Origin of the sequence: Mesorhizobium sp. ISC11 (assembly GCF_037162595.1) — a bacterium.
Taxonomy (GTDB): Bacteria; Pseudomonadota; Alphaproteobacteria; order Rhizobiales; family Rhizobiaceae; genus Mesorhizobium; species Mesorhizobium ciceri.
On record NZ_JAVSPW010000001.1, the window covers coordinates 3,374,630 to 3,389,974 of the forward strand.

Genomic DNA, 15,345 nt, shown 5'->3' on the forward strand with positions numbered 1-15,345 from the left:
GAGCGCCCGCAAGATTGCGGCGCGCTCGCTGGCGCTCAGACCCAGTGGGTGACGGTCCGTTTCTCAAAACTCTCCCGGAACTGGGCGGTGGTTTTGGGAAGTAGTTCGCCGGTCTCCCAGTCGAGGATCACGGCATAGTGCCGAACCGCATCGAGCGTATCGATCTCGCCGGAGCGGTATTTGCGCGCGACCTCCTCGGGATCCATGCGTGCCCAGCCCTTCCGTTTCGCCCGGATGTCGGTACGGCAGGCTTCGGTCGCCGTCTCGTCGATTTCGTACTGGCACAGGTCGCGGTCGATTTCGCGGATCACCACACCGTAGTCAGTCCTGGCACGCTCCAGGGAAACGTAGTCGTCGATCACGTCCTCCATCACCTTGCGGGGCTCGCGCTGCAGTGGATCGCCGAAACCACCGCCGCCGGCCGTCGGACGAGCGAACTGGTCGCCTGTGTGGACGGAGTAATCGGAGAATACGGAGCCGAGCCAGATCTCGGTCTCTTCTCCGGCGCGCTTCATGGTCAAGCCGTGGGGCATCGACGGCAGGCCTCCTTCGACACCCCAGACGACAGCACGCTCGCGGTCGCAAATATAGGACATGACGGCATTTTCAGCCTCAAGCAGCAATGAGGTCTTCTGCACGCCGACGCCGCCCCGCCACTTGCCGGGCCCGGCTGAATCCTGCTTGATCTGGAACTCGAGCGTCCGAGTGGGATTGACCCGCTCGTTGCCTTCGTTCGGCTGCGACATCAGCCCGGTTCCGAAGCAGGCGGTGGTGACATCGGCACCATCCTTGCCGTTGCGCCCGCCCCAGCCGCCAGGCAGCCATTCGTAGAACATGAAGATCGGCTTTTCGGGTTTGCGCGCATCCCGTCCCCCGGCCAGCAGATATTCGAGGTTGAAGGCGCAGGCGATAGCGCGTTCGGGCATGATCTTCGACCACATCTCGAAGATCGCGTTCATGATCTTTTCAAACGGCATCAGGAACCCGGTCACCGCCACCGGCCATTCCGCGCTGACGATGCTGTTCTTCGGCGCGGTCACCTCGATCATCCGGTAAAACCCGCTGTTGAGCGGGAGGTCCGGAAAGAAGGTTTTCATGCCGGCGACCACGGCCGAGAAGGTCGCGCCCGGTGCGGAATTATACATCGAGGCAATGGTCGAGTGGCTTCCCGTAAAATCGTAGTGGATCGTGTCGCCCTTGATCGTCATCTTGATGCGGATCGGGATCATGCCCTCGCCGGCACCGAGATCCCGGTCGATGTAGTCGACCGTCTCCCAGGTGCCGTCGGGCAGCTCCGCCAGACGCTTTCGCACGGCACGTTCGACGTAGTCCTGAACCTCCTCCATACCGCGCATGACCTGGCCGCGCCCGTACTTCTTGACCAGCCGCAGCAGTTCGCGCTCGGCCGCCTGCGTCGCTTGCGCCTGGGAATGGATGTCGCCAATGATCGATGCGGGATCGCGCGTGTTGGCCGCGATCATGTTGGCAACATCGGAGCAGAAGCGGCCGCGCTGGAAAAGGCGCAGCGGCGTTATCCGCAGCCCTTCGCGGAACATGTCGCGGGCGGTGACGTCGAAGGAGCCCGGCACCGAGCCGCCGAGATCCGACCAGTGTCCGTTCGACTGGGAGAAGCCGATCAGTTTGTCTTCATCGAAGATCGGCCGGACGAGCCGAACGTCGCTGAAATGCGTACCGCCGGCATAAGGATCGTTGATTGCGTAGACATCGCCGGGTGCCATATCGCCTTCGAAGACCCGGATCACTTCCTTACACGTGTTGTGCAGTGTGCCGACATGGACCGCGATGTCGTAGTTGCCCTGGGCGACGGAGTTGCCATCGGCGTCGTGCAGGGCGTTCGAAAAGTCTCGGTTGTAGATGACGAAGGAATAGCAGGTGCGAAGCATCTGTTCGGCCATCTGGTCGACGGTGGTGATGAAGGAGTTCTTCAGCACCTCGAACGTTACCGGATCGAGGCCAGGGCCCGTTTCAATCAGCTTTGTCATGTCTCAGCCTTTCGTCACGATGAGAATGTTCAGGAAGCCATCGACGGTCGCGCTCATTCCCGGCGGAACCACGGTGGTGGAATCGAACTGTTCGACGATGGCGGGTCCCGCAAAGGCAGCGCCGGCGCTGAGTTGGTCGCGTTCATAGACAGCCGCATCATGAGATACGCCGTCGAACCAGACGCCGCGGCGGCCGAGCGGCTCGGGCACATGAGGCAAGACTTCGTGTCGCGGTATCTCGGCTTTCGGGACGATGCCGATCGCCTTGACCGCGATGCGGAAGATCGACACCGGCGCCTCTTCGCGGCGGTAGTTGAACTCGCGTTCGTGTTCGTTGTGGAATGCCTCGATCAGCGGGCAGATGCTCTCGATCCGCGCCGGGGCTGACACCGCGAGCGAGCGCCATTGGCCCTGGTACATCATCTCGACCGTGCGCTGCAGCGCCATGTCTTCCTGCGCCACGCCCTCATGGCCCAGACGCTCAACCGCCTGTTTTTCCATCAGAACAAAGGCTGCCTGCATCTCGGCGGGCGAGACAGTCGAAGCATCGGCCATGAAGCTTTCGGAGAAATCGTGCTGCACGTCGACGAGAAGGCAACCGAGCGCGGAGGTAACGCCGGGATTGGGCGGTACGATCACGGTTGGAATCGAAAGCTCCTTGGCCACCGCCGCTCCGTGCAAAGCGCCAGCACCGCCGAATGCGACCAGCGCAAAGTCGCGCGGGTCGTAGCCTCGGCTGATGGAGAGAAGCCGGACGGCATTGCCCATATTGGCGTTGGCGACGGCGATGATCGCCTCGGCCGCCTGGTGGAGTTCCATGCCGAAGGGTTCCGCTACCGTCTCCTGAACCGCCTCGGCGGCCAGAGCGGGGTCGAGCGTGATCTTGCCGCCCGCAAGGCTGGTGCCGAGACGGCCGAGCACCACATTGGCATCGGTGTTGGTGGCAATGAGGTTGCCATTCTTGTAGCAGGCCGGACCTGGAAAGGCGCCAGCGGACTGCGGCCCGTTGCGCAAGCTGCCGCCCTCGTCCTGCCATGCCAACGACCCGCCGCCCGCACCGATGGTCAATACCTCGATGGAGGGGAAGCGGATCGGATATCCGAATTCGATGTACCAGTCCTTTGTGATGCGCGACTCCCCGTTCAAGGCCAGCGAGACGTCGGTGCTGGTGCCGCCCATGTCGAAGCCGATCGAGTTCGGGTAGCCACAGAGATTTCCGATGAAGCGGCTTGCGATGGCGCCGGCGGCGATGCCGGATCCCGCGAGCCGGGCTGAGAAATCCTTGACGCTCGCGGGCGTCATGACCCCGCCACCGCTGTGCAGCAACAGGAGATCTCGCTTGTATCCGGCGTCGGCAAGCTTTTCTCCGAGACGCGACACGTAGTCGACGACGACCGGGGCGCAGACGGCGTTCGCCATGGTGGTGGAAAAACGTTCGTGCTCGAAGATTTCCGGCATCACCTCCGAGGAGATCGAGACCGGCAGATCCGGCATTGCCTCCTTCAGGATCTCACGCATGCGGCGCTCGTTGGCGCCGTTCACATAGGAGTTCATGAAGCAGACGGCGATGGACTTGACCTGCCGTTTCTTGAGAATCTCCGCGACACGGCGCGCGGCCTCTTCGTCCAACGCTTCCAGGATCGTGCCCTCGGCACTGACCCGTTCCCGGACGGTCAGCCGGTCGCGGCGCGGGATATAGGGCTTGGCGACATCTTTGTAGGTGTCCCAGAGATCTTCCTTGTTGGCGCGACGGATCTCTACAACGTCACGAAAACCCTCGCTGCAGACCATTGCGGTGCGCGGCAGACGGCGGGTGATCAGCGCATTGGTGGCGACCGTCGTACCATGAGAGAACATCGTTACCTCCGAAAGATCGATGCGCCCCTGCTCCACGCCATTCATGATGGCCTGCATGGGATCGTCAGGCGTGGAGGCGGTTTTTTCGATGCGGATCGCTCCGCTGTCTTCGTCCATGATGCAGATGTCGGTGAAAGTCCCTCCGACATCGACGGCAACTCTGATTCGGCTCATGACAGTTCCTTCGCAAGGTCTTGCGGGCAAAGCCCCGCCTTCGTCGCCCCTTGCCGGGGAGACGTTGCATGAATGGTGGAATTGGCCCGGATTTCGTCGGGACTAGTGGCGCTCTCGCGAGGCCGAAGAGCCGCCCGCCCGGTTCGCTGCTTCGCGACGGGTATCCGTCGGTGCGCAGCCGAACCGCGTCCGGTAGTGCTTGCAGAACTGGGACTGGTCGGCGAAGCCCCAGCGGTAAGCGATCTCGGCTACGCTGCTGATGTTGGTCACCGACATCAGCTCCTCGGCGCAAAGTTCAAGCCGGGCGTCGCGGATGAAGCCGTTGATCGACTGGTTGCTGTCCTGAAAAAGGACCTGCAGGTAACGCAGGGAGATGCCGCAGGCATCAGCCACCGCCTGCGGGCCGAGGTCGGAATTCTTCAGATTGTCGCGAATATACTGCTCGGCACGATGCAAATGGCCGGCCCGGATCGACGAGATGCTGCTGTCCAGCACGCGATCGTCGCTCACGATCGACAGGCACAGCATTTCCAGGATGTGCCTGCCCATCATCTCACGAGCGACTTCAGTGATCTCATCGAGATGACCGATCGTGGTTCGCACCGTGTCGAGGAAGAGCGCGGCGATGCCTTGGGTCGCGTCGAAACTGAGCGCACTGAGCCGTTCGGCGGATCCGATCCGTGCCCGAACGCTCGATGATGGTACCTTGAGGACCCACAGCGCGTTTGGCTTGCCGTGCCAGAATTCGTAAGGCGCATCTCCCCGCTCGACGAGAAAGCCCCCCGGCCTGCAATTGACGGTTCTCGACCCTTGCGAGAAATTCACCTCCGACATCTCCGGGATCGTGATGAGCAGGCTGGCGTCACGCTCGTTGAGGAAGTGGCGGCGGTGGCGACGATAGCTTACGGCATCGCAGCGCATTTTAGACACGCTGACGAGCCCAAGCGAGAAGGTTTCCAGCGTGCCTGAAAATTCGCGACGGTTCCGATACTCGGTGTCGAGCGGAAAATAGGCTTCGGTAACAGCGGCTTGCCAGGCATCACCGCCTGCGGGACCGCCGATCGTATCGACGACGTATTTCATTCCCCGACCTTTCTGGTTGACCCGGTTGTCCCGGTGTTGTTCCGAAGATTACAGGAATTCACCGGCGCGTATTGGTCAAAAACGAATAAACTTATGTGGTCGGTTGGCCCAGGACCGGAGCTCGCGACGGTTGCAGTTGTCGTCACGATCAGTGTGCAGCTGATCAAACCAGCCTTGGCGCGCAAACCGCCAGCCGACTTGGAACCATGCATTCTTTTCGCACACTCATTCAGGAAAAGTTGTCGGCTTCCAGATGTGGGCGGAAATGATGTCCTGCAGTTCCGTGCGTACGGAAGAGTGGCAGCAGCGTGTAGCGGCGGAAAGCGACAATGTCCGCCTCGTCCTCAATCGAGAGCACCCTCGATCTCGGTTCCTTCGGACCAGTCGATAGATCGGCGACCGAAGCTCGCCTCTTCCACTTCGCAACCGTCTTCCGGTTGATCCCGTAGCGCTTGGCCAGCCCCTCAGGTTCTCTTGACTATGCTGTATCGCTCGACGGACCGCCTCTGTCGTTTTGGCGCTCCCATGCAGAACTTGGCCCATAGCGCATCCTTTCATTCGGGAGACAAGGATGCTCCATAAAGCCCGGGATCAAACATCTAGGATCATCAGATCCAGCACCAAAGAAACAGAGGGGCTGTCGGCAGGGAACATGCAGACCATGAGCGACTGGTTGTCGGCTTGTCTCCGACTGCTCTGCGTCAGAATCACCTCAAAAGCGAAGTCGCTTGGCTAATCCGTCATTTCTGGCGAAAGGCGGAGTGGAACGACACAACCAGCGGGCCCAGAATGTAGTCGAGCGCGGTGCGTTCCTCGGTGACGATCATGACTGACGCTGGCATGCCCGGATAAAGCGCAATCTGTGGGGCTGCTGCCAATTCCACCGGATCGACCGCTACGTCGGCAAGATAGTAGGGAAACCCGGTCTTGCTGTCGGTAATGCGATCCGCCGAAATGCGGGAGACGCGGCCATGAATTATGGGTATTGAGCGCTGCTTGTAGGATGTGAAACGAACTTCGGCAGCCATATCGGGTCGCAGGTTCGATATGTCCTCGACGCGAATCTGGGCCTGGACGATCAGCGAATTTTCGGTCGGCACGATATCGAGGATGGTCTGGCCCGGCGAAACGATCGCGCCTATCGAGAAGACGCTGAGATCCATCACCTGGCCGTCATACGGCGCGCGCACCTCGGCTCGGTCCATGGCAGCCTGGGCGGCAAACATCTTGGGCACGAGGTCGGAAAGGCTCGATTGCGTATCGATCAGCATGGCCGACAGCTTGGCTCGGCGCTCATTTGTCAATTGTGCGATCTGGCTTTCGAGTTCGGCTTTGCTCTGTTGGCTGCCGCCGATCGCGCCGAGGTTCTCATCGATCAGGCCCTGCAGATCCGAGGCGGATCTTTCCAGCTCCAGGATGCGTGGGCGGGTCGTCAATCCGGCCTTGAGCAGCTTCGACAGGCTGGCCTTCTCGTTGATCGTCGATTGCAACTGGGCATGGTAAGATTCGACCCGAGACTGCTTGCCCTGGATCTGCTCCTCGAGTTCGGCAATGCGCCGCTCGAGGATCTGCCTGGCGCCGGCCATCGAGGCGCGTTGGCTTTCCAGATCGGCGATCTGGTTTGCCATTGCATCCCTAAGGTAGTCTTCGTGCTCTTTGAGAATGTCCTTGGGAAAGGCAACAACCTCGCTGCCGTCCAGTTCGGCTCGGATCCTGGCATCGGTTGCGCGCAACAGCGCATATTGCTGGGCATAAAGATTGAACTCGGACCGAATCCTGGTGTCGTCCAGCTTCAGCATTATGTCGCCCTTCCTGACGACGTCGCCATCCTTGACGCGGATCTCCTTCACCGTACCGCCGTCGAAGTGCTGTACGCTTTTGCGATTGCCATCCACCTTGACGATGGCGTCGGCAAGCACGGCGCCGTTCAGCGGGGCAAAGGCCGCCCAGCCGCCAAAGATGCCAAAGAAAGCAACGATGATCAGCAGACCTATATAGGCCGGCACCCGGATCGAATCCGGGGCCAGAATACCGGCGTCGCCAGGCAGGCTCCGGTAGGTAAGCGCGCCGTCGCTCATCGCTCTCTCCAAACACGGCTCATTGCGTTGCCACCGCCATTGGCGCCGCGCGCTGGTTGAGGAGCGCCACGATCTCGTTTCTCATGCCAAAGGCCTCGACGGCGCCATCGCGCAACAGGAGGATCTTGTCGACATTCGCCAGGGTCGAGGGCCGGTGAGAGACGATGATCACCGTACTGCCGCGGCGCTTGAGTTCGATCGCGCAGTCGCTCAGCGCGCGGTCGCCATCGGCATCGAGATTGGAGCTGGGCTCGTCGAGAATGATCAGGTTCGGAGTTCCGAACACTGCGCGGGCAAGAGCAATCCGTTGGCGATATCCTCCTGACAGCACTGCGCCGCCTTCGCCGATCTGCGTCTCATAGCCTTGCGGCAGGCGGATGATCATCTCATGCACGCCGGCGAGCCGCGCGGCCTCGATGACCTCCTGGTCGACATTGGTCTTGAAGCGGCCGATGTTGGCGGCGACGGTATCGGAGAAGAGTTCGATATCCTGCGGCAGATAGCCGATGTGGTCGCCGAGCGCGTCGTGTCCCCATTGCGACAGGTCGGCGCCGTCCAGCCTGACGGTACCACGGCTGGGTTGCATGACGCCCGCGAGATGACGCGCCAGCGTCGACTTGCCGGCGCCGGAAGGGCCGACGATTCCCAGCGTCTCGCCTGCTTCCAGCCGGAACGATACGTCCCGCAGAAGCACTTTCTGCTGGCTTGCAATTGCAAAGCTGACCTGCTCAACCGAAATCTTGCCGGTGGGCTTGGGCAGGTTGAACGATCTTTCGCTCTGCGCGCCCCCGTCGACCAGCTTCTCGACCCTTGCCAACGCCGCCCGCCCCAGGATCAGGCTGCGCCAAAGGCCGACGATCTGCTCGACCGGCTGTAGCCCCCGGCCCAGCAAGAGGCTCGCGGCGAACATGGTGCCGCCGGTGATCTGCCGTTCGATCACCAGATAGGCGCCGAGGCCGAGGATCAGCGACTGCATGGTGAGCCGCAGGAAACGGATCAGACCCGACATCAGTGCGGCGCGATCGCTTGCCTCCGCCTGGCGCCGCAGCGCCAAATTGCGGTCGCGTCCCCAGCGGCGGATGAGGCCGTCGATCATCCCCATGGCGCGAACGACTTCGGCGTTTCTGAGGCTCATCTCGGTGAAATTATAGTTGGTCGTCGCCAGGTCGTTGGCCTGCTTCAGCGGCGAACGCACGATATATTCGTTTAGCACCGCCATGGCGACCAGAAGCAGCGAGCAGCCCAGCGCAAAGAAGCCGAGCCAGGGATGCAGCAGGAAGATGATGCCGATGTAGATGGGCGACCATGGCAGGTCGAACAAAGCGTGGATGCCGCTGCCGGTGATGACCTGCCTGAACGTGTCGAAGTCTCGGATGGGCTGGCTCGGCGACGAGCCGGGCGATGGGGTCTCGACCGACGCGGCCAGGACTTTTGCCGACAGCAGCCGGTCGAGCCGCGCACTGGCACGCGTCAGGATGGAGGCGCGCACCAGGTCGAGGCCGGCCAGCGAAAGAAAGGCCGCCAGCAACACCAGGGTCAGCATCACCAGCGTGGTTTCGCTGCCGCTGGTAACGACCCTGTCGTAGATCTGCAGCATGTAGAGTGGGGACGCGAGATAGAGCAGATTGATGGCCAGGCTGAACGCCGCCGCTACCAGGAAATAGCGGCGGCAGGCCCGAAGCGCATCCTTCACAATTCGAGATTTGCTATCCACGTCCAGAACCCCACTCGATACGCATCAGGCCAGGTGGGCCGCCGCTGGCGGCGGCCTTTTGGTTCACACCACGAAGTCGCTTGAAATTGCTCCATTGCCAACGCCCGTCAGCGTGAATTCCGCCGGATTGTACGAAACGGCGGTATGGCCTTGGCCGTCATCGGCAAGCTTGAAGCCGTTCGCATCGTAGCTGCCGACCAGATGCAGCGCGGTACCGTGGGTGCCGTCCGAAACGGTCAGCGTTCCGCCGCTGCCATCCTGGTTTGCCTGGTAGACGGCCGTCGTTCCCGCGCCGAACAGGATGTCCTCGAGCTCAAGCCTGTCGTCATTGGTGATGCCGCCGATCCGCCCGCTGAAATCGAAGGAATCGTCGAGCTGCAGCGTGCCGGCCGCATCGTGCGCGAAGGTGACATCCGTCGACGAGGCGCTGCCGAACTCAAGCTTCGACAGGTTGCCGATCGTGGCATCGCCGTCGCCGGTGACCTGGCCATGGATGACTATGTCGCCGCCATTGGCCAACAGCATGCCGGAATTCGCCAGCCCGCCGGTGATCGTCAGTCCACCTGAACCGGTCGCCTCCAATGTTCCGGAGTTGGTGACGACGCTGCCCCCCGTATCGATGACCAGCGCATTCGCGCCGGAGGCGATAATGGTGCCCTGGTTGTCGAGGCTCAGCATCCCGCCGCCCAACTGGCCGGCGCCCGATATCGTGTTGTCGACATTGACCAGAGTGACGTCCGGCCCCGTGCCGGAGATCACGTTGGCGGCGCTGTCGGACAACAGTATCTGCCCGCCGCCCTGCAGGGTCACGCCATGCTGGATGATTTGCAGCAGCGTTTCACCGCCGGTCGAGTCCAGCGAGATGAGGCCGCTATTGTTGATCATGCCGCTCAGCGGCAGCAAGGCGCCGTCGCCGATCGTCATGGTGCCGGCATTGTTGACCACCGGCGTCTGGTCGAAGACGAAATTGCCTGCCGTCAGCGCGCCCGAGTGCACGCCATCCAGCGTGATCGACTGCCCATCGCCCAGCGTGATCACCGCGTTGCCGTGGGCATCGTCGGCGATATGGGTCTGCAGGTCGGCAAAGTCCGCCAGTCCGTTGTAGCCGATAAGGTCGATCTGGTCGGCCGCGGCGTCGAAATTGTGCACCGTGTCGGCACCGATCGGCTGCGAGAAGACGAAGAGGTCGTTGCCGCTGGACCCGGTCAGGTAGTCGTTTCCAGACAAAGCAAAGATGGGCGAACCCTTGGCATAGATTTCCACGTTGTCCGCGATGGTCATGGTCCCGGTGGTCCCGTCCTCGTTACTCCAGGTCCCGGTCACGTTGAGCACGTGTGCACCGGTATAGGTGACCGGCGTCGTGACGGTCAGGGCGGAAACATTCGTGGTTGTTGCGGTCCAAGAGCCGTCCGCGTTGCGGGTGCCCCCATCGATCGTCCATCCGTCGGGGACGTCACTAATCGTGAGCGTAATCGCGCCATCGTGGCCGGCTGGATCGGTAAGTCCCAAGTTCACAGCCTCTCCGGCAATGCCGGCGGGCGCTGTGACACCGATGGATTGGACAATGGTACTGCTGCCTGTCGTAGCGACCACAAAGAAGGTGTGGGCTCCGGTGTTGTTGCCCAGGTTGGTCTTAGCCCCGCTCCAGGTGCCATCGCCATTCAGCGTCACGGCAACTGCGTGGGTCGGATTGTCGACGTCCCAGTACGCGCGTATCGTCACACCGGTATTATAGTGCCCGGAAAGAGTGAAATTGCCGCTTTGCCCGTTTTCCTTCGTCGCTGCGTCAAAGGTAAAGCCCTCGAATACCGTGTCGTTGCCTCCGGAGCCTGTGTTCAGAGCTGCATCCGTATAGCTTCCCGAGCTCACTGAAACGGTCGCGTTTCCGACAAAAGTCGAAGATGCGGTGAACGTTGCGACATAGGTTTTGCCGGTTGGATCTGTGGCGTCTATGGTCGGCCCGCTGGTGATCGAGCCGCTGCCTGACGTCACAATGATGTCGGCCGCCGTGAAACCGGTAGGGACTTCGCTGAAGACAAACTTTACCTGTGATGTCCCGCCTGCCGGCAGGTCTGGGGCGATGATGTCGACCGAAACGGTCGGCGCCTTGGTATCGTAGGCCTGGGTGGCATTGACAGTGCCGGTCCCCGAATTGCCCGCCGTATCGGTGATGCCAACCTGGTTCACTGTTACACTGATCGTGCCGGCATCGACGTTGGCCGTCGGGGTCACGGTCAGGTTATATACGTTGCTGGTGCCGACTTGCGTCAGCGCACCGACCGTGCCGCCCGTTACCGTCACGTCCGCAATGGTCAGCGTGCTGCCAACGCTCTCGCTGGTGGTGAAGGTGTAGAGGACACTGCCACCGGCAATGTTGGCCGTCGCCGCCGGCTCGTCGTCGGTGATGATAACCGTCGGCGCCTTGGTGTCGTAAGCTTGCGTCGCCTGGATCGCCACCGTGTTGCCGTTGCTGGCTGCATCGTTGGCCGCGCCTGCCGCCACATCTACGGTGATGATACCGGCCTGCGTATTCGCGGTTGGGATCACATCCAAGGTGTAAACCGTGCTGCTCACCGCGGTGAACGTACCCTTGGTACCGCCTCCCACAACGATATCCGATGTAACAAATCCGGTGACAGGCTCGCTGAAGGTGAAGGTGTAGAGGACATTGCCACCGGCAATGTTGGCCGTCGCCGCCGGCTCGTCGTCGGTAATCGTCACGGTCGGCGCAGTTGCGTCGATGATCTGCGCCGTCGCCGTGCCGGTGCCGACCACCAGGTGTTCAAAGTTGCCGCCCAAGGTGCCGGTGATGGTCGCGGACAGGCTTGATGCGTTGGGGGTTGCGATCACCAGTGTGCCAACGGTCTGGCCGTTAGCGATGGTGATGTCGCCATGGTCGGTGTGGACCGTGGTGACGCCTTGCGAGGCGTTGCTCAACGTCGCCGTGAAGGTGACGTTGGTATCGTGATCCGTAACGTTCGACGTGCTGAGATTCACCGTCGCGTCGGTGGTGGTGTCGGTGACGTTGGCCGTCGCCGTGCCGGTGCCGATCACCAGGTGCTCGAAGTTGCCGCCCGCGGTGGCGGTGATGTTGGCGGTCAGGCTCGATGCGTCGTTGTAGACGTCCTCGCCATTGCCCGAGGCGATCGTCAGCGTGCCGGTGGTCTGGCCATCGGCGATGGTGATGTCGCCCTTGTCGGTGGTGATCGTGGTGACGCCATGCGAGGCGTCCGACAGCGTCGCCGTGAACACGTAGTTGGCGACCGCGCCCTCGGCGACCGTCGAGGCGCTCAGGTTGACCGTCGCGTCGGTGGTGGTGTCGGTGACGTTGGCCGTCGCCGTGCCGGTGCCGATCACCAGGTGCTCGAAGTTGCCGCCCGCGGTGGCGGTGATGTTGGCGGTCAGGCTCGATGCGTCGTTGTAGACGTCCTCGCCATTGCCCGAGGCGATCGTCAGCGTGCCGGTGGTCTGGCCATCGGCGATGGTGATGTCGCCCTTGTCGGTGGTGATCGTGGTGACGCCATGCGAGGCGTCCGACAGCGTCGCCGTGAACACGTAGTTGGCGACCGCGCCCTCGGCGACCGTCGAGGCGCTCAGGTTGACCGTCGCGTCGGTGGTGGTGTCGGTGACGTTGGCCGTCGCCGTGCCGGTGCCGATCACCAGGTGCTCGAAGTTGCCGCCCGCGGTGGCGGTGATGTTGGCGGTCAGGCTCGATGCGTCGTTGTAGACGTCCTCGCCATTGCCCGAGGCGATCGTCAGCGTGCCGGTGGTCTGGCCATCGGCGATGGTGATGTCGCCCTTGTCGGTGGTGATCGTGGTGACGCCATGCGAGGCGTCCGACAGCGTCGCCGTGAACACGTAGTTGGCGACCGCGCCCTCGGCGACCGTCGAGGCGCTCAGGTTGACCGTCGCGTCGGTGGTGGTGTCGGTGACGTTGGCCGTCGCCGTGCCGGTGCCGATCACCAGGTGCTCGAAGTTGCCGCCCGCGGTGGCGGTGATGTTGGCGGTCAGGCTCGATGCGTCGTTGTAGACGTCCTCGCCATTGCCCGAGGCGATCGTCAGCGTGCCGGTGGTCTGGCCATCGGCGATGGTGATGTCGCCCTTGTCGGTGGTGATCGTGGTGACGCCATGCGAGGCGTCCGACAGCGTCGCCGTGAACACGTAGTTGGCGACCGCGCCCTCGGCGACCGTCGAGGCGCTCAGGTTGACCGTCGCGTCGGTGGTGGTGTCGGTGACGTTGGCCGTCGCCGTGCCGGTGCCGATCACCAGGTGCTCGAAGTTGCCGCCCGCGGTGGCGGTGATGTTGGCGGTCAGGCTCGATGCGTCGTTGTAGACGTCCTCGCCATTGCCCGAGGCGATCGTCAGCGTGCCGGTGGTCTGGCCATCGGCGATGGTGATGTCGCCCTTGTCGGTGGTGATCGTGGTGACGCCATGCGAGGCGTCCGACAGCGTCGCCGTGAACACGTAGTTGGCGACCGCGCCCTCGGCGACCGTCGAGGCGCTCAGGTTGACCGTCGCGTCGGTGGTGGTGTCGGTGACGTTGGCCGTCGCCGTGCCGGTGCCGATCACCAGGTGCTCGAAGTTGCCGCCCGCGGTGGCGGTGATGTTGGCGGTCAGGCTCGATGCGTCGTTGTAGACGTCCTCGCCATTGCCCGAGGCGATCGTCAGCGTGCCGGTGGTCTGGCCATCGGCGATGGTGATGTCGCCCTTGTCGGTGGTGATCGTGGTGACGCCATGCGAGGCGTCCGACAGCGTCGCCGTGAACACGTAGTTGGCGACCGCGCCCTCGGCGACCGTCGAGGCGCTCAGGTTGACCGTCGCGTTATCAGTAATTCCATTGATCGTGACCGTTACTACCTGCGCTGTCCCGTCCGCAGTCCGAACCGTGAATGTGTCGATCAAATGATCGCCCGCGTTGAGTTCCTGGACCGCACTATTCGTGTTGTCGAGCGTATAGGTCCAGGTGCCCGCCGCGTTCATCGCAAAGGTGCCGTAGCCGTGGTCAGTTGCCCCGCCGGCACCAACCGCCTGGAACGTGTTCGCCAGATTGTCGACGTCGGTATCCGTCAGCGTGCCGCTGACACTCGGGGTGCCATTGATAGCGCCGCCGGCCTCGACGACCGTGCCGGCAATGGTGCCGGAGATTACAGCCGCGTCATTGGTGCCGTTGATCGTGACCGTTACTACTTGGGCCGTGCCGTCCTGTGTGTGGACGGTAAACGTCTCGGTGAGATGCTGGCCGACGTTGAGACCCTGCACTGCCGCATTGTTGTTGTTGAGGGTGAAGGTCCAGACACCACCCGCGGTCATCTGGTAGGTCCCATACCCATGATCGCCCGCGGTTCCGGGCGCGACCGCCTGGAACGTATTGGGCGTGTTGTCGACGTCGGTATCTGTCAGCGTGCCGCTCACCGTCGGCGTCCCGGTGATGGCATTGGCGACACCGCCAGCCTCGACGACCGCGCCCGTAGAGACGCCGGAAATCACCGCGGCGTCGTTGGTGCCGGCGAAATGTACCGTCGCGGTTGCCCAGCTGAGCGTTCCATTGCCGAGCCGGACCGAGTAGATGAAGCTGTCAGTCAGGTACTGTCCCGCATTCAAGCCCTGTAACTGTGCCTTGAACGCCGCTGACAAGGTAGTCGCGTCGTATCCCACGAGTCCGTCGGACGTAATCCAGATCTTCGCGCCGTTATAACTTGTCTCGGAGGTGGGGGATTCAGTGCGTGCTAAGTCTTGGGTCAACAAATCAGCGGCGGTGTATCCATTCATTGCGCCTGTGTTGTTGATGCCATTGTCGACTGACCAGAGGGTCTTGGCATTCCCGCCGAGATCGTTGGCCATCACGTTCAGGAAGACGGATTGGAAACTATCATAGGTAAACAGGTCATCCTTCGCCTGCGGCGTGTTGGAGAAAGACGTCGTGGTGCCGCCGGCACCGGTGACCTGAGTAGCCATTTTTCAACCCCCCTTTTAAGAACAGACGCCTCATCTGTTTTTCTGTTTTATCGACAGTACTGAACGACCGGCTGCTTCCAGCCGAAGAAAAACCGCGCGAATCCAGGCAGGCATGAATTTTCGCCCTCATCCAGGCACACCGCCGCGCCTGGAACAGCCGCCTCAAGCTGGCCATTCACGGACGGATATTGACCCGATGCTGCTGGACGCGACGACTGGTCGTCACGCTACGTTCCCTACCCAACCTACATCGTCAAACTCGTGGCTTTCGACCACGAACTTTAGATGCTTCTTATATTAGGAGATTATTAACTCTTATAGAGAGGAAGCGTCAACGCCCAACTTGGCCGAACAGTTAATAGTCGAACATAAGGGGAGCCACAGTCACTAGAATCGAGTTGTGAGATCGAACAGGCGCACGCCCGATATGAGCCAGGCGGCAGACGTGCGGCTCAGCGTGACCAGAGCCCGCCAGCGCACC

The 15,345-nt window shown here is 62.0% G+C and carries 6 protein-coding genes and 1 pseudogene; all 7 read right to left on the reverse strand.

Going from position 1 to position 15,345, the window contains the following annotated elements; genetic code table 11:
• Positions 1–35 precede the first annotated feature (35 nt).
• A complete protein-coding gene (locus RPF88_RS16615; protein WP_063167463.1) occupies positions 36–2,003 on the reverse strand; it encodes a hydantoinase B/oxoprolinase family protein in 1,968 nt (655 codons plus the stop codon).
• A gap of 3 nt (positions 2,004–2,006) precedes the next feature.
• Positions 2,007–4,034 carry a hydantoinase/oxoprolinase family protein gene (locus tag RPF88_RS16620; protein ID WP_337122683.1) on the reverse strand — a complete coding sequence of 676 codons (2,028 nt, stop codon included), beginning with the start codon at positions 4,032–4,034 and terminating at the stop codon, positions 2,007–2,009.
• A 102-nt stretch (positions 4,035–4,136) separates the two neighbouring features.
• Positions 4,137–5,117: a helix-turn-helix domain-containing protein gene (locus tag RPF88_RS16625; protein ID WP_013533169.1), complete on the reverse strand. Its 981-nt coding sequence runs from the start codon at positions 5,115–5,117 to the stop codon at positions 4,137–4,139.
• Positions 5,118–5,412: 295 nt separating this feature from the next.
• Positions 5,413–5,660, reverse strand: a pseudogene (locus RPF88_RS16630) (helix-turn-helix domain-containing protein); the annotation flags it as partial.
• Positions 5,661–5,857: 197 nt separating this feature from the next.
• Entirely contained in the window at positions 5,858–7,195 is a 1,338-nt protein-coding gene (locus RPF88_RS16635; protein ID WP_063167461.1) for an HlyD family type I secretion periplasmic adaptor subunit, read from the reverse strand.
• A 19-nt stretch (positions 7,196–7,214) separates the two neighbouring features.
• Entirely contained in the window at positions 7,215–8,909 is a 1,695-nt protein-coding gene (locus RPF88_RS16640; protein WP_013533172.1) for a type I secretion system permease/ATPase, read from the reverse strand.
• A 63-nt stretch (positions 8,910–8,972) separates the two neighbouring features.
• Positions 8,973–14,864 (reverse strand): beta strand repeat-containing protein, encoded by a 5,892-nt coding sequence (locus RPF88_RS16645; RefSeq protein WP_337122684.1) that lies wholly within the window; start codon positions 14,862–14,864, stop codon positions 8,973–8,975.
• Between the last annotated feature and the right edge of the window lie 481 nt (positions 14,865–15,345).

Excerpts from the sequence above, each read along its gene's own strand:
- RPF88_RS16620 (WP_337122683.1), bottom strand. The coding sequence starts at position 4,034 with ATGAGCCGAATCAGAGTTGCCGTCGATGTCGGAGGGACTTTCACCGAC.
- RPF88_RS16625 (WP_013533169.1), bottom strand. The coding sequence starts at position 5,117 with ATGAAATACGTCGTCGATACGATCGGCGGTCCCGCAGGCGGTGATGCC.
- RPF88_RS16635 (WP_063167461.1), bottom strand. The coding sequence starts at position 7,195 with ATGAGCGACGGCGCGCTTACCTACCGGAGCCTGCCTGGCGACGCCGGT.
- RPF88_RS16645 (WP_337122684.1), bottom strand. The coding sequence starts at position 14,864 with ATGGCTACTCAGGTCACCGGTGCCGGCGGCACCACGACGTCTTTCTCC.
- RPF88_RS16615 (WP_063167463.1), bottom strand. The coding sequence starts at position 2,003 with ATGACAAAGCTGATTGAAACGGGCCCTGGCCTCGATCCGGTAACGTTC.